The organism is Frankia sp. AiPa1 (assembly GCF_023243075.1).
Lineage (GTDB): Bacteria > Actinomycetota > Actinomycetes > Frankiales > Frankiaceae > Frankia.
In genome coordinates, this window is record NZ_JALKFZ020000151.1 from 1 (window position 1) to 24,318 (window position 24,318).

General features: G+C 70.1%; 17 protein-coding genes and 2 CRISPR repeat arrays. Of the genes, 12 read left to right on the forward strand and 5 right to left on the reverse strand.

Going from position 1 to position 24,318, the window contains the following annotated elements:
* The first annotated feature begins 168 nt into the window (after positions 1-168).
* A complete protein-coding gene (locus MXD95_RS17165) occupies positions 169-2,364 on the forward strand; it encodes an AAA family ATPase (RefSeq protein ID WP_250641657.1) in 2,196 nt (731 codons plus the stop codon).
* Complete coding sequence (locus tag MXD95_RS17170; RefSeq protein ID WP_250641658.1) at positions 2,364-3,614, forward strand: McrC family protein; 1,251 nt, start codon at positions 2,364-2,366, stop codon at positions 3,612-3,614. Before MXD95_RS17165 ends, MXD95_RS17170 begins: the two co-directional genes overlap by 1 nt.
* 71 nt (positions 3,615-3,685) lie before the next feature.
* Here MXD95_RS17170 and MXD95_RS17175 read toward each other — a convergent pair whose 3' ends face one another.
* Positions 3,686-4,372 (reverse strand): M50 family metallopeptidase, encoded by a 687-nt coding sequence (locus tag MXD95_RS17175; RefSeq protein WP_250641659.1) that lies wholly within the window; start codon positions 4,370-4,372, stop codon positions 3,686-3,688.
* A 373-nt stretch (positions 4,373-4,745) separates the two neighbouring features.
* On the opposite strand from MXD95_RS17175, the gene MXD95_RS17180 reads away from it, so the two are divergent.
* Genes MXD95_RS17180 through MXD95_RS17190 form a run of 3 tightly spaced genes read left to right on the forward strand, consistent with a single transcriptional unit; the run spans position 4,746 to position 10,863 of the window.
* Complete coding sequence (locus MXD95_RS17180) at positions 4,746-6,521, forward strand: hypothetical protein (RefSeq protein ID WP_250641660.1); 1,776 nt, start codon at positions 4,746-4,748, stop codon at positions 6,519-6,521.
* Positions 6,518-9,691, forward strand: a complete 3,174-nt coding sequence (locus tag MXD95_RS17185; protein ID WP_250641661.1) for an AAA domain-containing protein — start codon at positions 6,518-6,520, stop codon at positions 9,689-9,691. The genes MXD95_RS17180 and MXD95_RS17185 overlap by 4 nt, the downstream gene beginning before the upstream one ends.
* Complete coding sequence (locus MXD95_RS17190) at positions 9,691-10,863, forward strand: hypothetical protein (RefSeq protein WP_250641662.1); 1,173 nt, start codon at positions 9,691-9,693, stop codon at positions 10,861-10,863. The genes MXD95_RS17185 and MXD95_RS17190 overlap by 1 nt, the downstream gene beginning before the upstream one ends.
* A 578-nt stretch (positions 10,864-11,441) precedes the next feature.
* Here MXD95_RS17190 and MXD95_RS17195 read toward each other — a convergent pair.
* The 3 genes from MXD95_RS17195 to MXD95_RS17205 all read right to left on the reverse strand — a co-directional run bounded on the left by MXD95_RS17195 (position 11,442) and on the right by MXD95_RS17205 (position 13,984).
* Entirely contained in the window at positions 11,442-13,079 is a 1,638-nt protein-coding gene (locus MXD95_RS17195; protein WP_250641663.1) for a restriction endonuclease, read from the reverse strand.
* A gap of 367 nt (positions 13,080-13,446) precedes the next feature.
* The gene (locus MXD95_RS17200) at positions 13,447-13,734 is read right to left on the reverse strand and encodes a hypothetical protein (RefSeq protein WP_250641664.1); all 288 of its coding nucleotides are present in this window, start codon (positions 13,732-13,734) and stop codon (positions 13,447-13,449) included.
* A 64-nt stretch (positions 13,735-13,798) separates the two neighbouring features.
* Positions 13,799-13,984: a hypothetical protein gene (locus MXD95_RS17205; protein WP_250641665.1), complete on the reverse strand. Its 186-nt coding sequence runs from the start codon at positions 13,982-13,984 to the stop codon at positions 13,799-13,801.
* A 376-nt stretch (positions 13,985-14,360) separates the two neighbouring features.
* Between MXD95_RS17205 and MXD95_RS29685 the strand changes: the two genes are divergently transcribed.
* The 7 genes from MXD95_RS29685 (at position 14,361) to MXD95_RS17235 (ending at position 23,136) form a co-directional block, all read left to right on the forward strand.
* On the forward strand, positions 14,361-14,591 hold the full coding sequence (locus MXD95_RS29685; protein WP_518455820.1) for a hypothetical protein: 231 nt from the start codon (positions 14,361-14,363) through the stop codon (positions 14,589-14,591).
* 29 nt (positions 14,592-14,620) lie between these two features.
* Positions 14,621-15,075: a CRISPR direct-repeat array (repeat unit 28 nt; unit sequence GGATGATCCCCGCGCGTGCGGGGCGGAC).
* A gap of 115 nt (positions 15,076-15,190) precedes the next feature.
* Positions 15,191-17,974, forward strand: a complete 2,784-nt coding sequence (gene cas3, locus MXD95_RS17210; protein ID WP_250641666.1) for a CRISPR-associated helicase Cas3' — start codon at positions 15,191-15,193, stop codon at positions 17,972-17,974.
* Positions 17,975-17,977: 3 nt separating this feature from the next.
* A complete protein-coding gene (gene casA, locus MXD95_RS17215; RefSeq protein ID WP_250641667.1) occupies positions 17,978-19,669 on the forward strand; it encodes a type I-E CRISPR-associated protein Cse1/CasA in 1,692 nt (563 codons plus the stop codon).
* Positions 19,670-19,717: 48 nt separating this feature from the next.
* Complete coding sequence (gene casB, locus MXD95_RS17220) at positions 19,718-20,314, forward strand: type I-E CRISPR-associated protein Cse2/CasB (protein ID WP_250641668.1); 597 nt, start codon at positions 19,718-19,720, stop codon at positions 20,312-20,314.
* Between the two features lie 20 nt (positions 20,315-20,334).
* A complete protein-coding gene (cas7e, locus tag MXD95_RS17225) occupies positions 20,335-21,564 on the forward strand; it encodes a type I-E CRISPR-associated protein Cas7/Cse4/CasC (protein WP_250641672.1) in 1,230 nt (409 codons plus the stop codon).
* Positions 21,561-22,316: a type I-E CRISPR-associated protein Cas5/CasD gene (gene cas5e, locus MXD95_RS17230; protein ID WP_250641669.1), complete on the forward strand. Its 756-nt coding sequence runs from the start codon at positions 21,561-21,563 to the stop codon at positions 22,314-22,316. Before cas7e ends, cas5e begins: the two co-directional genes overlap by 4 nt.
* Before the next feature lies 1 nt (position 22,317).
* Complete coding sequence (locus tag MXD95_RS17235) at positions 22,318-23,136, forward strand: type I-E CRISPR-associated protein Cas6/Cse3/CasE (RefSeq protein ID WP_250641670.1); 819 nt, start codon at positions 22,318-22,320, stop codon at positions 23,134-23,136.
* An 88-nt stretch (positions 23,137-23,224) separates the two neighbouring features.
* Positions 23,225-23,923: direct repeats of the CRISPR family, unit length 28 nt; unit sequence GGATGATCCCCGCGCATGCGGGGCGGAC.
* Between the two features lie 187 nt (positions 23,924-24,110).
* Here MXD95_RS17235 and MXD95_RS17240 read toward each other — a convergent pair.
* On the reverse strand, positions 24,111-24,318 hold a 208-nt coding region (locus MXD95_RS17240), incomplete at its 5' end, for a hypothetical protein (RefSeq protein WP_250641671.1).

A 24,318-nucleotide genomic window follows, 5' to 3' on the forward strand; every position in this document is an offset into this window, starting at 1 on the left:
GACGACAAGATCTGCCAGACCCAACACTCCCACCCAGACACGAAACACACCAGGACTAAACAGCGACAGTCTACTAGCCGCATTGGGTGAATAATCTGCCCAGAATCGCGGCGCGGTTGGCCGCTGGCGGTACTGGGGGTGGCCGAGGTGCCCGCACGGATACAGGTCATGTCACAGGTGACGCAGCTCGCGGTGCGCTACCTGGTCTCGGCGAGGACACCGGTCCACCCGAGCGAGCTCTGGCTGCAGGTCTGGCAGCAGTATCCGACGGTCGACGACGAGTGGGCGGCGGCGGGCAACGGGAAGACCTCCGCCGAGCAGACGCTGCGCTGGACGAGCAGCGAGCTGGTCCGGGCCGGCTGGCTCGCCAAGACCCCCGAAGGCTGGCTGGCGACCGGAGTCGGCGAGTGGTCGCTGCGCGAGTACCCAGACGCGGTCTACTGGCGTAAGGAGGCCGGACGCCGGTATGCCGACTACCGGCGGGACAGGGATCAGTTCGACCTGGTCGAGGCGGAGCTCGCGGCCGTGCCGGCGGGCTACTGGGTCCGGGCCACCGACCTGGCCGAAAGCGCCGACTTGGCGGTCGAACGCATCGTGCATCACCTGGTGGGAAGCCGGCCTGAAGGCTGGTTCCGCGTTCTCGACGCCGGCGGTCGGCTACCGAGTGACGCTCATGCCACGGCGCGCGAGCGAGCCCTGTGGCTGGGAATGCTGGAAGAGGACGGCATCGACATTCGCACGGGTCGGGCCGACGCGCTGCGCCAGCTCGCCGGGGCGGATCTGCGCGCTGTTCTCGGCGAGGCGGACGGCGAGGATGACGACGCGGCGTTGCTGGTCACAGAGCATGCGCGGCGCGCCTGGCTGGTTCGGCCGCCATCCCGGCGGGACGCGGTCCGTGGTGAGTGGCTTCCGGACGCGGTGTGCGCGTTGCCGGTCGATCTGCTTCCCCACCTGCGGCCGGGAGCGGGACGCAGCGTGGTGGCCGATGCGGTCGAGGAGACCTTCCCGAAGCGTCGGTCCGACCAGCGGCTGCGGCTGGTCGACGACATCTACGCGTTCCTCAGCCGGATCTCCATCGGAGATCTGGTCCTGACCAACCACGGCTCGGATTTCTATGTTGGCGAGATCACCGGCTCGCCGTTCTACTTCCGGAACCCGGAACGTCCTGCCGGCGCCCTTGTTGAGCTGCGGCGTACTGTTCGCTGGCACAACCCGCGCGACCCGTTCGACTTCGCCGATGACCTCTCCGGCCCGCTCGCGGCGGCCATCGGGGTCCCGGACCAGTCGGTCATCGAGCTGAGCGACTTCCTGCCCGAGCTGGCCGGGCGTGTTCCGGACGACGATCTCATTCCGATGGGTGCGGCGGCGATCAGCGGGACGTTCACTGGCACAACTCGGGGAGCCCGAGGGCCATACTCGGACCCGACCATGGGAGCGGCCAGGCTCCTGAACATCAGTGACGACAGTCTGGAGGCGCTGGCGGCGCGCCTGCACGTTGACGCCGACTGGCTGCGGCGCTGCCTACGACTCCTGCGGCTCAAGCCACAACTGATCTTCCAGGGTCCGCCGGGTACCGGAAAGACCTTCGTGGCCCGCGAACTGGCCCAGCACCTCACCGACCAGAAGCGGGAGAACATAGCATTCGTCCAGTTCCACCCCGCGTACAGCTATGAGGACTTCATCCAGGGGTACCGGCCACGCGGCGAGGCGGGTGGGGACGGAACGATCCGGTTCGAGCTGGTATCGGGCCCGCTGATTCGCCTGGCTCAGACGGCGGAGGAACATCCCGACGAGCCGTTCTTCGTCATCATCGACGAGATCAACCGGGGAAACCTGGCGAAGATCTTCGGCGAGTTGTACTTCCTGCTGGAGTATCGCGACGAGGTCGCCTACCTGCTCTACCGGCAGGAGGACGGCCGCCCGTTCTCCCTCCCGAGGAACCTGTTCATCCTCGGCACGATGAACACCGCCGACCGGTCGATCTCCCGTCTCGACGCGGCCATCCGCCGCCGCTTCCATTTCGTCTCCTTCGACCCGGCCGAGGAACCGACCCGCTCTCTGCTGCGCACCTGGCTCACGGCCCAACTGCTGGACTCCCGGCCAGCGGATGTGCTCGACGAGCTGAATCGCCGTCTCGATGCGAAGGATGGCTTCACGGGCCCACGCGTCGGGCCGGCCTACCTGATGAGGACCGAGCTCTACACGGACGGCATCGACGCCGGTCTCGACCTGATCTGGCCAACGCAGATCGAGCCGCTGCTCGAGGAGTACTTCTACGGTGACGATGAGACCGACGTGCACGGCGAGTTCGGCCTGGACGCACTGCGACAGACCATCGTGACGCCGCAGCCCGCCGGCGCCTGATGTCCAGCTCGGCCCCGTCGACGCTGGCCGGCCGCCTGGTGATCGACCTGGCGGAGTATGGCAGCGCGGAGTTCCGGCTCAGCCCCGCGCAGGTCTCCGCGCTGAAGGAAACCAGCACCGTCCAGGTGACCCGCCTGCGCGCGGACCGGTACATGGTGAAGGCGAAGGCCGAGGTCGGCTCGGCGGTGTTCGGCACGGGCCCCGATGCGGTGGTTGTGCGGATCCGGCCGAAGGTGCCGATCCGCCGGCTGCTCTTCCTGCTCGGCTACGCCCAGGACAAAGGCAGGTGGTGGCCGGAGGACGTCGAGGCCGACGAGGCCGAGGACCTGCTGCCGGCCATCGCGCGGGCCTTCACCCGCACGACCCAGCGGGCATTCGCAGGCGGCCTACTCCACAGCTACCGGCCGGTTGAGGACGACCTGCTGACGATCCGCGGCCGGGTCCGCTCAGACGAGATGCGCCGCCGCGGCTGGTCCGGGCCCGCGCTCCCCTGCGAGTACGACGAGTTCACCGTGGACATCGCGGAGAACCAGGTGCTCCTCGCCGCCGCCCAACGACTGCTCGCGCTCCCCGGCATCATGCGGCCGACCAGGAGGGCGCTTCGCGAGATCGCCAACGAACTCGTCGATGTCACTCCGCCTGGTCGCGGCGAATCCCCGCCGACGTGGACATCGAGTGCCCACAACTCCCGCTACCGCACGGCGCTCGATCTCGCCGACCTGATCCTGCGCGGCCGCTCCTACGAATACACCGGCGGCGCGGGCCCGACGACCGTTCGGGTCGACGGCTTCCTGGTGACGATGTGGACCGTTTTCGAAGCCTTCGTCACCAAGGCCGTCGCCGACGCGCTCCGGCACCCGCCGACCGGCCGCGTGCCGGGCCGCCACGTCCTCCTGCAGGACAAGACCCACCACCTGGACCGGGCCCGCCTGATACAGCTCAAGCCCGATCTCGTCTGCTATCAGCAGACCTCGACCGGCCACAGGGCCCCGATCGCCGTTCTGGACGCCAAATACAAGATTGAGAAGGATGCCGACAGCCCCGACACGATCTACCAGTTGCTCGCGTACTGCGCCGCCCTCGGCCTGCCCGCAGGCCACGTCGTCTATGCCGCCACCTCGGACGAGATCCGCTACACCTACGTCCTCACCACCGGCATCGCAATCACCTTTCACCCTTTGGATCTGACCGCCCCCCTACCTGACCTGCGCCGCCAGATCAACGAGATCGCCGCCGAGATGACGAAGTGAGTATCAGCTCGCTCACCGCGGGCGATACCGTCGAGTTCGAGTGACTTCGGCGATGGGACCCTGGTCGCTCGTCAGGCGCCCAGGAGCAGGACGGCGCCGCGCAGGGCGCACCACAGGCTGAAGGCCGCGAAGCCCAGCACCCAGAGCGGACCGGGGATGCGGGTGAGGGTGGCGAGCAGGTCGGCGTCCGAGTCGCCCGCGCCGTCACGGCGGGCGCGGTGCAGGGTGAGCACGGAACGCGGCCCGGACAGCAGCAGAACCCAGGCGAGAAAGCAGAAATACCAGAGCTGCACCCAGTCGGGGCTGTAACGCCCGGCTATCACCAACGACGCGATCGTCCCGACGATCAGGCCCTGCCCGAAGCGGTTGACGGTGACGAGCAGCAGCGCCGCGAGGCCCAGCACCGCCAGGATGAGCACCGCGGTGACCCGTCCCCGCGCCAGCAGCGCCGCCGAGCAGACACCGACCAACGGCGGTCCGGTGTAGCCGGCCGCCACGGTCATGAAGATCGCCGCGCCGCGGGACCGGCCGCGGGTGAGTGTGGCACCGCCGCCGTCCGCGTCGACCCACACCGCGAGGACCTGCCGTCCGGTGAGATAGGCCGCCAGGGCGTGCCCACCCTCGTGCACCGCCGCGTCCAGGCGCTCGCCCCACCGGCTGGCCAGCACGACCAGCAGGGCGAGCAGCCCGGTCATCACCGCGACGGCCTGCGACGCCGTGGTCCCGTCCACCACAGCGGCGTACACCCCGCCCGCCACCAGCGCTCCCGTTCCCGTCCGCCATCCACCGGCCATGACAGCGACGGCAGGCCACGACAGCCACCTGAGACCGTCATCCGAGCCTGCCGTCCCACGCGGACGTCCCGGTCCGCTCCACGAGCATGCGACGCGGACGCGTTGCGCACCCCGGAATTTCCTGGTTTTCACCTGAACCTGCCGCTCCCGCGCGAATCGGCCCGGATCTCGCCCCGGTCGATCGCCAGATCGGCCCCGCGACGTCGCATGGTGAGATCTCCCCGAGGCGACAGCATCCGGTCAGATCCCCACAGTGCTGTACCAAATACGATTACGGTGCATGTCGAACGGGCGCTGGGGGGCGACCGCGGGAACGGGACGACGCGAGGAGGGTCGGGTGGATGTGCCGGTCGGGTCACCGCCCATCAATTTCCACGCCCATCGGATCCGGTCCAACGACGCCGGCGGACGGCACGATTTCGAACAGATGGTGACCTCGCTGGTCGATGTGCTGGAAGGCCCGGCGCACGGCATCGAGCCGGCGCCGGGCGACTGGGGCATCGACGTGTACACCGGCGATCTCACCGACCGAGTCCGAATCTGGCAGGTCAAGTACTTCATCGACGGCGTGAAGGACGGCCAGCTCGCCGATGCGAAGAAATCCTTCGTCCGGGCCTGCCGGGAGGCGTCACGGCGGGGATACGCCATCGACGAGTGGACGCTCTGCATCCCGGTGACCATGGACGGCCCCCGGACCCAGAGCTTTGAACGGTGGCGGGCCGAGCAGCGACGGGACACCGGTATCCCGATCCGGCTGTGGGACGAGACCCGGCTGCGCAGATTGCTCTCGCAGCCCCGATCCGCCGGTATCCGCGCCCTTTACTACGGTGGGGGTTACGGCGGGACTTCAGCAGACGCGGACGAGGCGGACCCGATAGCCGCAACCGCCGGAGATTCCAGCGCAGGCACCGCGAGCAGCGCGGGCGCGGCAAGTAGCGCGGGCACGGCAACCAGCGGTGGCACGGCAACCAGCGCGGGCAGCATGGCGCTCAGGCCGGCGCTGCGCATCCGGGCCGACGACGCGGTCCTGGACGCGGCCCGTCCGGACACGGCGGGCCCGGACGCGCCGCCGTGGCACGGCGGACGAGAACTGCGCGCCGGCGGTGCCGTCTACCTGCTGCACGACCCGGTCTCCCAGTGGACGGCGCCGGACGGCTCCTGGGTGCTGCGCGACGTGACCGCGCGCGAGCTGGAGGGCCCCGGCCGGCTGGTGCGCCTGCGGCATCTGTGGGTCCGGCGCCCGACGCCGGACGCCCGGAGCTGGCATGCGGCGCTGCGGACCCAGGCGGATCTGCTGGGCAGGCTGCGGGGCACTGCGGGACTACCCGACCTGATCGACCAGCGGCACCATGCCAGTCACAACGATGCCAGTCACGATGCCCGTGACGATGCCAGTCACGCGGTTCTGGTCCTGTCCGCCGTGCCTGGTCGAACCTGGCTGCCAAGCCCGAGTGGGCTGCCAAGCCCAGGTGGACCGCTGAGCCCGAGTGGACTGCCGAACCCAGGTGGACTGCTGAGCCCGGGTGGGCTGCCGAGCCCGGGTGGGCTGCTGCCAGGCCCCGGTGGGCTGGACCGGATCGTCGTGGCACGCGTGCTGGCAGACGCCGCCGCGCTGTGCCGGACGCTGGCGGCACTGCACCGGCACGGGTATGCCCACCAGCGGTTGAGCGCCGACGCCATCGTGCTCCCCGAGCCGTCCCGGACCGGAGCCCAGTCCCCGGGACATGACCAGCACCGGGATCGGGATCGGGATCGGCGTCGGGGTGGTCATCAGCGTTCGAAGCCTGATCACCAGCGCGGGCGAGGTGGAAGTCCCGGCACAGGCCAGTGGAATGGCCGGCCGGTGCCGATGCTGCGCGACCTGGGCCTGGTCGGGATGAGCGGGCGAGGTGAGGACGCGGCGGCCACCGACGTCCAGCAGCTCGGGGCGCTCGTGCTGGCCGCGCTCGGCAGCCAGCCGTCGCGGGCCGGATGCCCAGCCCAGCTTGACCATCTTCTCGCCCGCGCCGTCGCGTCCGACCCGCGGCGCCGACCTCGTCTGGGCGAGCTGGCCGACGGTCTGAACTCGGCGCGTCGTGCTCTGTCACTCGACGAGCCGACGGGGCGCTCATGACCACGCTGCCGGTGACCCTGCGCGGCCCACTGGCCGTGGTTCCGGTCGGCAAAAGCATCGAGGCGCTCGAGGGGCAACCCGCGCGGTTCGTCGCCGAGCTCACCGAGCTGTCGGCCCGGGGGATGCTGCCCGCGCGGGTGGAACCCGACCGCGACGACCCGAATCGCGGCCGGCTGGTCGTCTACACCAGCCGGCACGTGGCGACGCTGTACCCGACCAAGTTCCAGGACGGCTACACCCTGGGCTATGCCCGGCGCCGCACCTTCCGCGACGAGGATCGCCTGGTCGTCGCCGCGCTGGCGCTGCACTGTCCGTCCGGATGGCGCGTCTTCGACCGCGTCCAGGACCTGCCGCGCGGGCGCGGAGCGTTCGACCAGCCCTGGTCGTCGCAGTGGGCGGACCTGCGAGGCGCGTGGGCAAGGCTGCCCGGCACCGCCAACGGCTCCGGCTCCACCGGCGGCACCGGCGGCACCGGCACCGTGGACGTCCCAGGTCACACGGGCACCCCGGGTGGGCAGCATCCAGGCCCCGGCGAACGGCTGGCGCCGCGGCATCAGCGCTACCTCGATCTGGTCTCAGAGGTGATCGAGGCGAGCCGCGACATCGAGGTCGCCCGCCAGGAACTGGCCCCGCCGTTGCCGTACGCGCGTCGAGAGGCGGCCCGCGAGCAGCGGTACTCCGGACGCGGCGTGTACGCGTTTCACCTGGCGCGGCCGGGCAGTGTCGTCGCCGGCGCGCAGGTGCAGGTCAGCGACTCGCCGTCGCTGCGTGGCCGGGTCGACCGGGTGGACGGCCGAGAGGTCGTCGTCCGTTTCGACCAGGCCGTGGACTTCCAGGCCCTGCCCGCGCAGGGTGAGCTGCGGGTGCTGCCGAGCGACCGGGTCTACAAGATCCAGCAGGCGGCGGTCGACACCCTCGCCGAGGGCACGTCGGCGAACCCGAACCTGCTGGCGAACCTCGTCGACGGCGTGTTCCTGCCCTACCAGCCGGCGGCGGGGGCCCATCCGCGGGGGCCGCTCGACGACAACCAACTGACCGCGTTCCGCCGGGCGCTGACCGTGCCCGACCTGCTGGTGGTGCTCGGCCCGCCCGGCACCGGCAAGACGAGGACGATCACCGAGATCGTCCTGGCCTGTGTGGCCCGCGGCGAGACGGTCCTCGTCACCTCGCACACCAACCGGGCCGTCGACAACGTGCTCGCGGGCCTGCCCTCCGACGTGCATGCCGTGCGGATCGGCAGCGAGACCTCGATGACCGCCGCCGCCCGCACCCGCACCGTCGACAGCCTGCTCGAGTCGTTCCGCCGGGACGTCCTCGCCGACACCCGGCTGCCGGACCTCATGGCCGCATTCGAACGGGCCGAGCCGGTGCTGCGCCAGTGGCTCGACCATCTCACCGAGCGGTGCGCCGTCGCCGGGCGGACGAGTACGGAGCTGGCCGCGGCCGAACGCGCCCTGGACGAGGCGATCCTCGCGGCGTCCCCCGAGCTCGCCGCCGCCCGCCGCCAGGCCGTCCGCGATGCCGACGGCATCCTGGACACGATGTCCGCGCTGGATGAACGGCTCGCCGCGGCCCATGCCGAAGTGCCGGCCCGTCAGTCCGCCGCCGAGCGCCGCGGCGCGGCGGGACTGCTGCGCTGGTGGCACGCCTGGCGGCTGACCCGGCTGCGTTCCCGCGTCGACCGTGCCCTCGCCGCCCGCGCCGCGGCCGAGACGGACCTTGCCCGCATCGCCGAGACCCGCGACCAGCTCCGGGCCCAGGCCGCCGCGCTCGCCGCCGCCGATCCGGCCTGCGCCGCCCGCACCGCCGACCGTGATGATCTGGCCGCGACCATCGCCGAGTGCCACCGTGATCTCGCCGACGCCGGCAAGGTGATCCTCGGCGCCCTGCTTCCGCTGCTCACCGCACCCGGCCCGGCCAACCTGCCTGCTTCGGACGATCTCGCTGGGTGGCAGACCTTCCATGCGTGGGCGGTCGAGGCGATCGCGACCGTGCGGGCGCGGGCGGCGTTGCTGGCGCAGTGGCGGGCACGGATCGGCGATGCTGAGACCGAGCTGCGCCACGAGCTCGTGCGGTACGCCCAGGTCGTCGCCGCTACCTGCGTCGGAACGGCGAGTAGCCCGCTGCTGGCCGACATCGTCTTCGACGTGGCGATCATCGATGAGGCCGGGCAGATCTCCACCCCGAACATGCTGGTCCCGATGGTGCGGGCGCGCCGGTCGGTCCTCGTCGGCGACCACCACCAGCTACCGCCGTTCCTGGACGACGAGGTCCGCCTCTGGTCGGAGTCACTCGCGCCCGGCGGCCCGGACGCGGGCGGCACGGGTGCGGGCGGCACGGGTGCGGGCGGCACGGGTGCGGGCGGCGCGGGCACGGACGGTGTGCGTGCGGACGGTGTGCGTGCGGACGATGCCCGCGAGATCGGCGATCTGCTGCGCGCCAGCGGCTTCGAGCGGCTGTTTCCCCGCGTCGGCGACGAGCGGCGGGTCGAGCTCACCCTGCAACGCCGGATGCCCGAGGTGCTGGCCCGGTTCGTCTCGGACGCCTTCTACCACGGCCGGCTGCGCACATCTCATGACGGCGGGGGCGGCGATCCGATCTTCCGCAGCCCGCTAGCGATGATCGACACCGCGGACCGCCCGCCCGCTCAACGGGCCGAACGGGAGCTGCGGGCCGCCGAGCCCTGGCAGCTACGCGGCTACGTCAACGAGCTGGAGGCCGAGCTGATCGCCGCCCATGTCGCCCGCGCGGCCCGCTACTTCGCCGACTGGGCGGTGATCGTCCCCTACCGGGCGCAGGCAGCACGGATCGAGGCGGCGCTCGGCCGCCGGCTCGGCGATCCGGCGCGGGTCAGCGAGAACGTCGGCACCGTCGATTCGTTCCAGGGCGGCGAACGCGACCTGATCGTCTACGGTTTCACCCGCAGCAACGACCGCGGCGCCGTCGGGTTCCTCTCCGAGCTGCGGCGGCTGAACGTCGCCATCACCCGGGCGAAACAGCAGCTCGTCCTCGTCGGCGACACCTCGACGCTGTGCGCGGCCACCGATCCTCCGTTCGCCACGATGGCCCGCAACCTCGTCGACCACCTGCGCTCCCACGGCGACCTGCGCCCTTCCCGCGAGATCGCCCACCTGCTGTCGGACGCGGACGACACCGGTGGAGCCTTCTGATGGCCAAGCCCGTGCTCTATCCGTCCCGGCGGGCGCTCGAGGATGCCGCGGCCGTGCCCGGCGTGCGCCCGCTGCGGCTGTTTCCCGTGCTCTGGCCGCTGTGGCAGATCGAGATCAGCGCGTCCGTGCACGACCCGCAGGCGTTCGAGGTGCTCGACCATTTCCTCGTCCGGGCCCTCGCCGAGGGACGCCTGTCCACCGTGGACGAGATCGCCGCCTTCTTCTCGCTGCCGGCCGCGCTCATCCACCGCTGCCTGGGCTTCCTCACCGCCATCGGCCATCTCCACATCACTGGGGAACGACTGGCGCTGACGTCGCTCGGCCTCGCGTCATGGCGGGCGGGCGTCCGGTATGTCGTGAAGGAAAGCCGCCAGCACCTGATGTTCGAACGTTTCACCGGCTGGCCGTTTCCCCGCCGCTACTACGACGGGAAAATCGCCGTCCTGCCGACCCCGGCCGTTCCCGAGGACCGCGCACCCGGCCGGACCCGGTTCCATCCGCTGTCCACCGTCGCTCCCCTGCGCCCCGACGCCGTCGAGGCCCTCGCCGCCCGCCCCGACCGCGCCGAGTTCAATGTCCCCGCCGCCCTCGGCCCCATCCGGGAACTCGGCACCCACCAGGCATTCCTGCCCTGCTATCTGATCGAAACCGCCGAGCACGGGGTGTTCGCCTACACCGCGGTCTCCGACGCACGCGACCCGTTCTTCGCCGAGATCCTCCGCCAGGTCGACTCCGCCCACCAGCTCATCGAGGCCGAGGACCGCACCGACCCGTACACGCTGTGGACGGCCTGGCTCGCCAGGTTCACCCACGGAACCGGCACGCCTCGGCAGACACCCAGCGGCATGTGGCGGATCATTCTGCCGCCGTCCAGCTTCGGCGCGGGAAAGCTCGAGATGTACCGGCTCGGTTCGTATGAACTGTCGAAGAACCACATCGCACAGCTCTGGTGCGAGGATTCCGCCACCCGCCGCACCGCCGCCCTCGACCGCGCCCTCGCCCTCACCCGCCGCCCCGGCCTGACCCGCCCCGCCCTGCACGACCAGGCCGCGCGGATCGCCCACACCCTCGAGGTCCCCCCACCCACCGACCACGACCTGCGCACCCACGCCCGCGCCGCCGGCCCCCAGCTCCTCGGCCGCCTCGACCTCCTCCCCGACACCGACGACTGACATCCCCTCTTGGCCATCCCCCCTTGGCCATCGCCCTTGGCCGTCGCGAATTGTGATGGTCGGGGCACGGGTGGTTCCCTAGTGCGCCGACCACGAACATTGGCGGTGGTGAAACGACCGGCGTCACCGCACGTGCTCACCCTCGACCCCATTGATCGCATCGCGGGCCGCCGATGGGTCGTTCTGGTAGGGCAAACCGGACACGAAACCGGTAACTCGGACCACGGCGGCCCTTCCACCCCCACAACTGACCGACAAATCGGGCATAAGGTTGTCACTTGGAGTAAGCGCGGCGACCCGTTACGGATCGTGGACCACGCACGCGTGCGCTGACCACCCTCCCGGCATCCGCATCAGCTACCGATCCCGACGCCGCACCCGAAACCTTGCGACCCCCAGCGCCCGCCCGCCGGGTTCCCGCGGCCCGGGAACGATCGCGGTCGGCGCCCTAGCGCCGCACCCTGATCGCGACCGCGCTTCTCGCTGGACTGAGGTGCCTCCACCTGTTCGCGTCCACGATCTGGACCAGAGCCCGCACCCGCACCACCCCATGATCACAATGAGAGACCGGCCCTGGCTCACCTGCGGCCCGCGTCCTGTGATGCGGGTTTGCTCCTGCTGGGGATGAGGACGTCGAGGCCGAGGTGCTCCTGGAGCAGGTGCTTGAGCCGCGGGCCGTCGATCAGCTCGATGCGGCCATGCCGGTTGGCGAAATCCCAGCTGGACTTTCCGTACCAGGACGTGCTGACCACAATGCCTTTCGTCGCCCGCTTGTCCTCCATGACCCCGGCCAGGGCGCGGACCGCCTCGACACCCACGATGTTCTTGTAGCGCTTCGCCTGAATGATGCACAGTCCGCCCACGATCGGGTCGGCGTTGACGGCGACCGCGTCCACGCCGTCGTCCCGGGATGCCTGGGTGACCCAGGAGCTCATCCCCATCGCCTCGAACAGCTCGCGGACGAGATGCTCGAACTCGGTGGGTGTCACGTCAAGCAGATTCCGGCGGCCGTCCAGGCCGGCGACCGCGTCCATGCCGTCGATGAACCGGTAGCGGGACAGATCGAAGTCGACGACTGGCCGCACCGGCTCCAGGTCGTACGGATGGGGCGAGACCAGCGCGTTCAGCCGCCGCAGGCACTCCGCCGGGTCGACCTGGGCGAGCACGAGCTGGCCGAACTCCTCTCGGGTGGCACTCACGCTCACCAGGCAGGGCCGGATGTTCTGACCGGTGGCCCGGTCGACGGTCGAGACGTGCCCGTTGAACACCACCGTGCCGATGACGCCCTGACCTTCGCCGTCGAACATCTCCCGTATGGTGCGTAGCGCTATCTGCGCGACGACCGACTGGTAGAGCTCTCGCTGTTCTTTTGCCGGGTAAGCCACCGGGTTGATCTGATCGGATTTCTTCACGTACCGGTATGACCTGTACGCGGGGACGACATCGGTGCCGGGCAGTTCGTACTCGACGACGAGGTCCTGCGAATCCGGCCGATAGAGCAGCCGGAACTGGTGCGGAAAGCCGCCGGGATAGACCGATGCCCGCAGCGTCTCGGTCAGGTACGCGACGACGGCGTCCGGCTCGCCTCTGCTGAACGCCGTGGAAAACTGGTCGAGGGCAGCATTGTTCTCCCGCACCCGCTCCCGCGCGGCAGCTACCGACTCGTTGTATTCCTTGCGCCGCCCGGCGAGCCGGTTGACCCGGTCGAGTTCGGCGGCCGCGAAGGCCGCCTGGGCTGCGTCGAAATCGGCGTATGCCTGCGCCAGCTGCTTCTCGTGGCGCCCCGTTCCCCCAAGCGCCCGCCCGACCCGGCCAGGCGGCGGCGGCTCGAAATCCGCCCAGTTCGGCGGAACCGTCGGCCGGTCAAGCCCCGCCGGGTCGAAGGCCGGGACGTCCGCGATCTGGCGAAGCGCCGCGAACCGGAAGCCGGGCGAGGTGTCAAGCGACGACCGGAGCACGGTCGTCAGTTCCGCGACCCGCAGCTCCTCGGCACTGGTCCGGGCGATGGCCTCAGCCTCACGCGCGGCGGCATACTGGCGCGCCCGCTCCCGACCATCCGCGGCCTGGGCCCGCTGAGCCTCCCGCAGTGATCGTTGCGCCTCCCGGTCGATCCGCGTGGCCTCCTGGACCGCCCGCTGCTGCGCCTGCCGCGCCTCCCGCTGCCGCCGGGCCATCTCCCGCTGCACCTCAGCCAGGATCCCCCGGCGTTGCGCCATCGCTACTCTCCCCACCAGCCCATCCCGGACAGCTCCGTACGGTACCGCGCCCAACACGGACAAGGAGGGAAAATCGGAACCCACACTCCCGAGCCGGCCGGACCACGACCAGACACGCCCACCATGTTCGCTGACCGTCAAACCCGCGCTAGCCTGCCGACCATGAGCCACACCATGATCGACTGGCTTGGTGCTTGGTCTCTGACGGGGTGCGCGGCCGCCGCAGGTGCCCGGCATGCGTCAACGCGGATGATCTCGACGAGAGTCACCTGTCCAGCTCAGCGAGTTTGGCCGCAGCGGGACGAAGTCGACAGCGTCCCCGTGCTCAACACGGCACCATGCCCCGCCTGACCCGAAGCCGCGCATCTCAGTTGAAGATCTTGTGTGTGCCGATCTTAAGCCAGACGATGTGTGGGCCGGATCGCCCCGGAATGGGTTCGCCGTACTGCCACAGCGCCCGACCATCCGGCGCCCAGGCCATTTCGTACACGCCCGGGCGAGACTTAACCCCTTTGATTCGTAGCGAGGGGTGAAACGTTCCTGCGGTTAGCCCTTCCACAAACAGGTTGCGAGCGCGGAGAAACGCGGCACGTTGCTCGGGGCGCAGGCGGTTCCAGTCCGCCCAAAAACCCGCGACGGGAAGGAAGGTGGGCACACCGCCACGTTGGCCCTACCCCGCACGCGAACGGTCACCGCCCCCTCGCCCTACGGATGGCTCGCTAGCTCGCCTCCGCCTGATACGGAGCGCCAGTCAGCAGGCGGTCGAAGGTCTCCGGATCGCAGGCCACGAACCGACCGGCTTCGTAATCCGCCACCGCTGCATCCAAGTCGCGCAGCCACTCTGCGGGTAGACCCTCGTCGGAGGCCTCGATCTCGGACTGGGGCGCGTCGCTCGGTTCGCTCACCGACGCCCCCTTCACTCATACATTCTCAGCCGCGCGGACCTCCCGCGCGTCGGCTGGCCACGCACAAGCATAACGCCGGGGCCGATGCAAGGCGATGCATGGGCCGGCGAGTCGCTCCTCGGGATGGCGGCCAGCCAGCTGGGAGGCGAGTCGTCGCTGGCCGGGCTGGACCGCTCACGAGCGGACCGGGCCGGGCCATTGCTGACACCGGTACCGTTCGCGCCGTCCCGGTCTGCGGCCCGGCTCGCCGGGCGCTCCGTACGGTACCGCGCCCAACAAGGACGAGGAGGGAAAATCGGAATCCACACTCCCGAGGCGATCGGACCACGACCGGACACGCTCACCGTCGATTGCTGACCGTCAAACGCGCGCTAACGTGGCCGCCATGATCCGGGCTCTCACCCTCCGCCTCCCGGACGAGGTCCGCGAGGCCGTCCGACGCCACGCAACCCACGACGGCGTCACCATGACGACCTGGATCACCCGCCTGATCGACGCAGAGCACTCCCGCCGCACCGACGACCACACCCAACTCGGCGCCACCACGCAAACCTCCGAGACCGGCCCCAATCCCGCCCCGCGCGCCGCCATCCGCGAACCCCGATAAGCGCCCTCGAATCGGTGTGGCTTGCTCAGGGATGATCCCCGCGCGTGCGGGGCGGACTCAACACCGGCGGCACCGAACTCCGAATCCTCCGGATGATCCCCGCGCGTGCGGGGCGGACTGACCTCCCGCTGCTCGTCTCCGTCACCGCGACGGATGATCCCCGCGCGTGCGGGGCGGACCTGAGGTGGTTGTCGACGCCGGTGGTCATATCCGGATGATCCCCGCGCGTGCGGGGCGGACAGAGCCGAGTCGGAGGCGGTGCGGTCGCTGCGGGGATGATCCCCGCGCGTGCGGGGCGGACGCCCGGTCCGCAGCCGCCTGCCAGCCTGCGATCGGATGATCCCCGCGCGTGCGGGGCGGACACCACCGGCCCGCGCACCGTGCCGCCGACATGGGGATGATCCCCGCGCGTGCGGGGCGGACCGCACGATCGGCGGGCGTTATCTCGTCCGCGACGGATGATCCCCGCGCGTGCGGGGCGGACCCTTTGCGACCTGCGAGTTTATGTGCGCCGTTGCTGCTTTTGAGTTGGTGCGAGCGGACCGAAGCCGGAACTGTCGGTGGTGCCCGGTAAACAAGGCGGCATGGTAGCAACGGAGATGGATCTGGGTCGTCTCGCTGTGCTGTGGGCGAAGGGAGACAAGCCGCCAGCCTGGCACCCGCTGTGGGCGCATGCTATCGATGCCGGCGCAACTGCTGACTGGCTGTGGCGGCGCGGGATGACGCCTGCGGCGCGGCACGCCGTGGCGCGGCTGTTTCCTGGCGGCGCGGAGGATGGCCGGCTGCTGCTGTGCTGGCTGGCGGCGTTGCATGACCTGGGCAAGGCGTCGCCCGGGTTCCAGTTCAAGAACGCGGAGCGCGCCGCGGTAACACGGACGCGGCTTTCGCTGCCGGAGGATCTGCCTGGTCACTGGCTGATTCCGCATGCCTGGGTGTCGGCCTCCTGCATGGTGCGGATGCTGGAGGGTCAGCACGGCTGGTCCCGCGCGCGGGCGCACTGGCCGGCGATGCTGGTCGGTGGGCATCACGGGAAGTTCCCGGACCAGGCAATCGCCAGCCTGCCGCGTAGATGGCCGCACCTGTGCGGCGACGGCGAATGGGCGGCCGCTCAGTCCGAGTTGTTCACGCTGCTCACGGAGCATCTGGGCGTCACGCCACGGCTTGCTGCCTGGCGAGACGTCCAGGTTCCGCCCCAGGTCCAGATGATGCTGGCCGGTTGGGTGATGGTCGCGGACTGGCTGGCCAGTTCGGAACCACAGCTGGGGAACGAGACCGGCCCCTTCGCCAGCTACCCCCAGCGAGCAGCGGATCGGGCGGAAACAGCGGCGCAGGCGGCGGGATGGGGCCGGTTGTGGACACCGGTGGATGTGCCCCGCGAGGCCGACCAGCTCTTTCTTCGCCGGTTTGGTCTGGAAAAAATCCGGGAGGTGCAGGCAAGGGCGGTGGATCTCGCCTGGTCAGTGCCGGGGCCGGCGCTGTTTGTCGTCGAGGCGCCGACCGGGGAGGGAAAGACAGAGCTCGCGCTGGCCGTCGCCGAGGTCCTGGCCGCTCGGTTCGGAGCCGGCGGGCTGTTCTTCGGCCTGCCGACGCAGGCGACGGCCGATCAGGCCTTCGGCCGGGTGAAGGCCTGGCTGGCGAAGGCCGGTGGCGGCGGGATCACCCTGGCGCACGGAAAGGCCCGCTGGAACGAGCAGTTCGCACAACTACTGGCACAAGGACGTATGGCCGACGTCGGGTCGGACTGCGACGACGATGCGATCGTCGAGGCGCACAGCTGGTATCAGGGACGCCACCGTCCGCTGCTGGCGCCGGTGGCGGTGGGCACGATCGACCAGGTGCTGTTCGCGGCGACACGGTCGCGTTTCGTCGCGATGCGGCATGCGGCGCTCGCCGGCAAGATCGTGGTCCTTGACGAGGTCCATGCGTACAGCGCCTACATGTCCGTGTTCCTGCGCCGCGCGCTGCAGTGGCTGGGCGCGGCCGGCGTGCCGGTGCTGCTGCTCTCGGCGACCTTGCCGGCGGATACGCGTCGCGCGTTGGCGCAGGCGTACGCGGGCGGCGAGGTGCACATCCCGCGGGACGCCACCTACCCAGGAGTCCTGGCGATGGCGGCGCCGGGCCACGAGTCCCCGCCCGGTCCCCGATGGGTCATGCCCGCGCGCTGCGACAGTGCGCCCGCCCGGCTGGACCGGCGGGTGGCGCGGCTCGAATGGCTGGACGAGCCGGTCGGCGACTCCCAGCGGCAGCCGGGTACCGACAGGCGTCGAACCATCGACCAACGGCGCCTTGTCGACCTCCTGACGCAGCGGCTGGACGGCGGCGGATGTGCCCTGGTGATCAGGAACACGGTCGACCGGGCCCAGCAGACCTACGAGGCGATGCGCGTGGCCTTCGGCGCCAAGCGGGTGCTGCTGCTGCACGCGCAGTTCACCCTCGCGGACCGCCTGGCCGGGCAGCAGAAGCTCGTCAGCCTGTTCGGGCCCAGGGCCAAGCGTCCCGACGGGCCGTTCGTCGTTGTCGCCACCCAGATCGCCGAGCAGTCCCTGGATATCGATCTTGACCTGTTGGTCTCCGACCTGGCCCCCTTGGATCTTCTGTTCCAACGCCTGGGCCGCACCCATCGGCACCAGCGCGATGACCGCAGACCGCGAGTAGCGACCCCCAGCCTGATCGTGACGGGGCTGCAACGCGCGGAGGGCGGCGGCGTCCCCGCCATCAACGGCGGATCGATCGCCATCTACTCCGAGCATCTTCTGCTGCGGACCGTCGCCGTGCTGCACGGTCGGCACGACCTGGACCTGCCCGCCGAGGTGCCTGACCTGATCGACGCGGTCTACGGCGACAGGCCCGTCGGGCCGGCGTCCTGGCAGGACGACCTGGCCGCCGCGCACGCGGCGCACCTCAGAGAGCTGGAAGATCGTCAAAGCGAGGCGGAACGCTACCTCCTGGCCTCCGTCGACGAGGTCAGCGCGCACGGGCACCTGGGGCAGGTGCACCAATGGGACATCGGGACGGCCGCCGAGGACGACGATCCACAGGTCACCAGCCATGTCCGGGATGGCACGCCGACACTCGAGGCACTGCTGCTGCGCACCGATTCCGGCGGAACGGCGCGCCTGCCTTCCGGCGCCGCGGTGCCGCTCGACGCCCGCCCACGCGACGCGCTTCTGGACGAGCTGCTGCTTCAGGCCTGCCGCCTCCCCCGTGACTTCCTCGCGAGCCCGGAGTCGCTGACGAGACCGGCGAAGTGGCGACACCATCCCTGGCTGCGTCATCACCACGTGCTGACCCTGCCCGCGGACGGCTCCCCCCGCCGGGTCGGCGGACGGTCCTTCGTCTACACCGAGAAGCTGGGCCTGGGCCCGAAGAGCCGGAGAAGGTAAGACATGACTGAGCGGTTCAGCTTCAATCTCCTCGACGAGCCGTGGATACCCGTCCTCTGGCTGGACAAAGAGGAATCTGGCAGCGCCGCCGATGACGCGGACGCCGCGACACGCAGGCCAGACCTTCTGAGCGTGCTGGACGTGCTGCGGGAAGCGCACACCGTCGCGGGGCTCGACGGAGATATTCCCACCCAAATCCCGACCGTGCTACGGCTGCTGCTGGCCATCCTGCACCGCGCGTTCGACGGGCCGCCGTCCCTCGGCGCCTGGAAGGAGCTGTGGGATGCCGAGCAGCTTCCGATGGAGAGCATCACCGAATACCTGGAGAGATATCACAGCAGGTTCGATCTCTTCTGCCCTGAGCGACCATTTCTGCAGGCTGCCGGCCTCCGGGACGCGAAGTCGCGGGTCAAGCCGACGAACCTGCTGATGCCGCAGGTCGCCAGCGGGAACAACGTGCCGCTGTTCTCCGGCCGCGGGGACAGCCAGCCGATCGCGCTGACCCCGGCGCAGGCGGCACGATGGCTGCTGCACGCCCACGCCTTCGACACCTCCGGCATGAAGACCGGTGCGGTGGACGACCCGGCGATGAAGGCCAACAAGTCGAGCGGAAAACTCGGACCGCTCGGGCAGATCGGCGTCGTCATATCCCAAGGGCCCACCCTGCGGGAGACGCTCCTGCTCAACCTGGTTCCGCACGGGTTCGGCAGGATGCCGGAGAACCGCCAGGACTCCGCCGTGTGGGAGGCCGATGAGCCTCTGCAGGTCAGCTATACCGAACGGAAGCTGCGTGGGCCCGCGGACCTGTTTACCTTCCCGGCCAGGCGCATCCGGCTCGTGCCGTCGGACGGCGGCGCTGGCGTCGAGGTGCGTCACATCGTGATGACCGCCGGAGACCAGATCGCACCCGGCGAGCTCCGCCTCGCCGAGCCGCACACCATGTTCCGTCGCGATACGGAGGCGGAGAAAAAGGAAAAAAGAGCCCCGATCTACGTGCCGCTGCGGCACGTGCCCGGGCGGGTGCTGTGGCGGGGCCTTCCCGGCCTGCTGGCCGAACGGACGGCCTCCGGACCGCCTCGTCTCGGCAAGGACTCGCCTCGAGTTCAACCGCCAGGCGCGCTGCGCTGGATCGAGGAGGTAGTCGATCAAGGATATGTCCCCGAGGACATGCTGCTCGTCGTCGCCAGTTACGGCGCGCACTATGGGACGAAGGCCGCAGTTGTCGACGATCTGACCTACGATGACGTTCCGCTACCCGTCGCGGTTCTCGCGGCCGAACGGCCGGCGGCGAAATCTCTGATGCTGCTGGCTGTCTCCGCAGCCGACCGGGCCGCCTCCGCGCTCCGTGCCCTCGACCGCGACCTGCGCCGTTCCTACGGCGACCGGGCGAAGGAAAAGGACCGTGTCGCCAGCGCCGACCTGCTTGCCGACGACCTGTACTTCCGGCTCGACGATCCCTTCCGCCGCCTCGCCACCGCACTCGCCGGTCCGGACAGTGCGCATGCCGAGCTGAGCCGAAGCTGGGCCGCCACCGTGACCGGTTCCGCTCGCCGCATCGCGACCACCCGCATCGCCGGTGTGCCACCGGGCGGCATCCTCCATCAGCACCTCTTCGACGGCGAGCGCCACACCGTCGCCTTTGCCGAAGAACGTTTCTCCCGCAGCCTGGCCGCCGCCGTCCGCGAGCTGACCTGACCGAACCGCCGGACGTCAGATGCGGCCCGTGGAGGAGAGGAAAAGCACATGCCCCCTGCTGTCAGCCCGTCGGCGATCGAGAGCATCGCCGAGCAGACTTCTGAGCAGATCCGACGGTTGGCCCGCGGTGCCACCCGCCCGTCCGGACCCGACCCGACGGCGGTTGCCGCGCTCGCGGCCATCCGCCGCGGCCTCGGGAAACGCCCCGGCGACGTCCCCGAACTGTGGCCTTACACCGTTCCCATCATCGGCGGGTACGCGCAGGCGGAGCCGGCGGTGTTCCACGCGTTCACCCTGTTCGCCGCCCACCAGCAGTCTCAGAGCCTCCCGATGCACGCCCGCGGCCACTCGTTCGGCGCGGCCTGCCACCGGCTCGCCGCAGCAGTCACGAAAGGCGGCGGAAACGCCGACACGGTCACCCGCCGATTCGTCGCCGCCGGATCGGCGAACACCGTTGACGCGTTCGCCGTCCACGCCCGCGGGCTGGTCACCCTGCTCCGCGGGCAGCAGATCACGCTGGATTACCGCCAGTTCGTCCTCGACGCCCATTCCTGGACCCACCGAGGCCGCCTGACCATCACCCGCCGCCGCTGGGGCCGCGACTACTACACCGCCCGCACCGCCACCGCAGAATCCGACGTATAAGGAGAACAGCCGTGAACCGCATGTTCCTCGATCTTCATATTCTGCAGACCGTGCCGCCGTCCAACCTCAACCGAGACGAGACCGGCACGCCGAAGTGGGCGACCTACGGCGGGGTGCGCCGGGCCCGGGTGTCCTCCCAGGCGTGGAAGCGCGCTACCCGCATCCACTTCATCCGGGAGATTCCCCACACCGACCTGGCGATCCGGACCAGGGAACTGGTCGACGTCTTCACGGCCGGCCTCACCGGGGCTGGTGTCGCGGCCGACATCGCCGATGGCGCGGCCAGGCTCGTGGTCGCCGCTCTGGGGCTGAAGACCAAGAAGGCAACCCGCCCGGATCGCCGGGAAGCACAGGACACCGAGTTCGCGATGTTTCTGGGACAGCGGCACATCGACCGCATCGTCGAGCTGGTCGCGGCCGGTCTCACGGCTACGGCGAAACCCAACGCCAAGAAGGTGGTCGAGGCGGCCGAACCACTCGCCGTCGTCAGTGGCGCCCAGCCGATCGACGTCGCCCTGTTCGGACGGATGGTGGCCGACGTCACCCGACTCCACGTCGACGCGGCCTGCCAGGTCGCGCACGCCCTGTCCACCCACGACGTCGACACCGAGTTCGACTACTTCACCACCGTGGACGAGGTGAAGGAGGCACGCGGAGAGGCGGGTGCCGCAATGATCGGAACCGTCGAGTTCAATTCCGCGGTCCTCTACCGATATGCGAGCGTCAACCTGCCGTCGCTCGCCACCAACCTCGGCGGCGATGAGCAGCGTGCGGCCGAAGCGGCGACGGCCTTCGCCGATGCGTTCATACGCAGCATGCCAAGCGGCAAGCAGAACACCTTCGGCAACCGGACACTCCCCGAGGTGATTGTTCTGACCGCCCGCGCCGACCAGCCCCTCAACCTGGTCGGCGCGTTCGAGGAACCGGTGGTCTCCGACGGCGGCTTCCTCGCGCCCTCGTTCCAGCATCTCGCCGAGCACGCTGCCGCGATGTACAAGATGTACGACGCCGATCCCGCGAGCACCGCCGCCGTCTACACTCCGCGCCTCGGCACGCTGCCACAGGTCAGCGACGTCTTCGGCGCTGCCACCCCGCTACCAGAGGCGCTGGCGACCATGCGATCCCGCCTCGCTACCCTGCTCACCGACGCTGGCACGCCCGGCCACGCCGGCTCGTCCAGCGGCTTTGGTTCGCACGGCGGATCCGGATCCGGATCCGGCGGCGGCGCCAACGCGGGCAGCGCCTGGTGAGCACCCTGCTTCTGCTGCTGAAGGGCCCGCTGCAGTCGTGGGGTGCCGGCGAGGTCAATCGCCGCTGGACGCACCACCACCCCACCAAATCCGGGGTGGTCGGCCTGCTCGCCGCCGCCGAGGGCCGCCCTCGCGGCGCCGACCTGACGGACCTCGTGGAGCTCACCGTCGGGATTCGCGTCGACCAGCCCGGCGACCTGCTCGTCGACTATCACACAGTGTCCCGCTACGACGGCGTCCCGTTGCCCAGAGCCGAGGATGGAAAGCGAACCCAACCGCCGAAACCAGCCCTTCAGACCCGTCGCCACTACCTGCAGGACGCCGTCTTCCTCGTCGCCGTCACCGGCGGCACCCCCGGCCGGATCGGCGAGCTCGACACCGCGCTACGCCGACCCGTCTACCCGCTCTTCCTCGGCCGACGATCCTGCCCGCCTTCCGTCCCGGTGAGCCTCGGGGTCCACGCCGTCAGCTTGGACGCGGCGCTCGCAACCGAGCCATGGCATGCCGCCCGCCACCACCGCCGCAAGTATCACGACGACGTCGTCGAGCTGCCAACAATCCTGGACGACCCGAGCGGACCCGGCGAAACCCTGCATGATGTGCCGGTTTCGTTCGACCAGCTCACCCGCTCTTACACCCGCCGTCGGGTGCGCCGGTCAACCGTGCTCATCCCCCATCCCGACCGCCGACGGACGCCGGCTACCCCTCCGCCGCCTCCGCCGCACGATCCGCTCGCTCTGCTGGAGGACTGAGTTGTACCTGACCCGCGTCATCCTCAATCCCCGCCGCGCCGGCGCGCAGAACTACCTCGCCAATCCATATTCGACCCACGCGGCGATCATGCTCGGGCTGCCCACCGGACTCGGCGGCAGCGTCGCCGGCCGACCGCTATGGCGCATCGACCGCGACGATCCCCACCGCCCCCACCTGCTCACCGTCACCCAGGACCGCCCCGACTACAGCCACATCGTCGAGGAGGCCGGCTTCCCCGCCTGGGACGAGCCGTACGCCACCAAGCACTACCAGCCTTTCCTCGACCGACTCGAGACCGGCCAGCGCTACGCCTTCCGCCTCACCGCCAACCCGACCTATTCGCAACCCAGCCCAATCCCCGAATCGGAGCCGCGGGCGGCTCAACTCGGGAAGGCCAGCAGCAGCGCCCAGACCACGGATCAGGCGCGGACGTCCGCTCCGACGGAAACCCCGGACCTCGCACCCACAAAACGCCCGCGAGGAACCCGCCGTCCGCACACCACCATCACCGACCAGACGCAGTGGTTCCTCCGGCAGGCGGAGAAGATCGGCATCACCATCCCCACGGCCAACTCCGGCGCCCCCGACCTGATCATCACCGAACGCCGCCGCCATGCGTTCGAGAAGCCCACGCCCGACGACACCCCCCGACGCAGGTCACGCAACACCATCGCCATTCACACAGCCACATTCCAGGGAAACCTAAGGATCACCGCACCGGATGACCTCCGCACCGCCCTCACCCACGGCATCGGCACCGCCAAGGGCTTCGGCTGCGGCCTTCTCACCCTCACCCTCCACCGAGCCACCCCAACGTGAAGTCTCAAGACCACCAACTAACCCACCCCTGCCAGTCCCCGCACGTGGGCCAGACGCTGCCCCCGCCGCCCTTGACCTAGCCCTGCGGGAATGATCCCCGCGCGTGCGGGGCGGACTCCTGCACGCCGGTGGCCGGGTCCTTGAGGAGCGGATGATCCCCGCGCGTGCGGGGCGGACGTCATCGTCCCCGCGCTCACGTTCACGTTCTCCGGATGATCCCCGCGCATGCGGGGCGGACTCCGGCGCGGCGGGCCCGCGCGCTCGTGGACGCGGATGATCCCCGCGCATGCGGGGCGGACCGGAACCCGGCCGCATGCACTGCCTGCGCGGCGGGATGATCCGCGCGCATGCGGGGCGGACGTCTCCATGGCCGAGGAAAGCTCGTTCTGCACGGGATGATCCCCGCGCATGCGGGGCGGACGGACGCGGTCCACCGGCATCGCATTGTGCTGGAGGATGATCCCCGCGCATGCGGGGCGGACGAGGATCGCATCCCGATGCCCGGTGAGGAGGTCGGATGATCCCCGCGCATGCGGGGCGGACCACTCCAAGGCCCCCAAAGGCCCCGTCATCGGGGGATGATCCCCGCGCATGCGGGGCGGACGCGCTCGCGAAGCTGCCGCCGCTCGCCCGCGAAGGATGATCCCCGCGCATGCGGGGCGGACGAACGCAACGCGGTGATCGAGGTGCGCGATGCGGGATGATCCCCGCGCATGCGGGGCGGACCGACATGGCCGACGATCGGCATGTGCGCGGACAGGATGATCCCCGCGCATGCGGGGCGGACCTTCGCGACCTGGGACTTCTCGGCAGATCTTGGTGATTTTGCATCGGTGCGAGCCGGTGGGCCGCCTTCACCCGGCGGCGGGGAAGGCAGCTGATCCTACTTGCAAGCGCCTGCCGACCACGAGCCACACCATGATCAGCCGGCTCAGCGCTTGGTCTCTGACGGGGTACGCGAACGTCGCCTCCGCCTATGGAGCGCCAGTCAGCAGGCGGTCGAAGGTCTCCGGATCCCAGGCCACGAACCGACCGGCTTCGTAATCCGCCACCGCCGCATCCAAGTCACGCAGCCACTTTGCCGGTAGACCCTCCATATGTACCGCAGGGCTGCGCGAAGGTAGCTTTCGGCTACGATCAACTACGTTGAGTAAACGCCAGGTGTGATGGCTCACGCGTCGT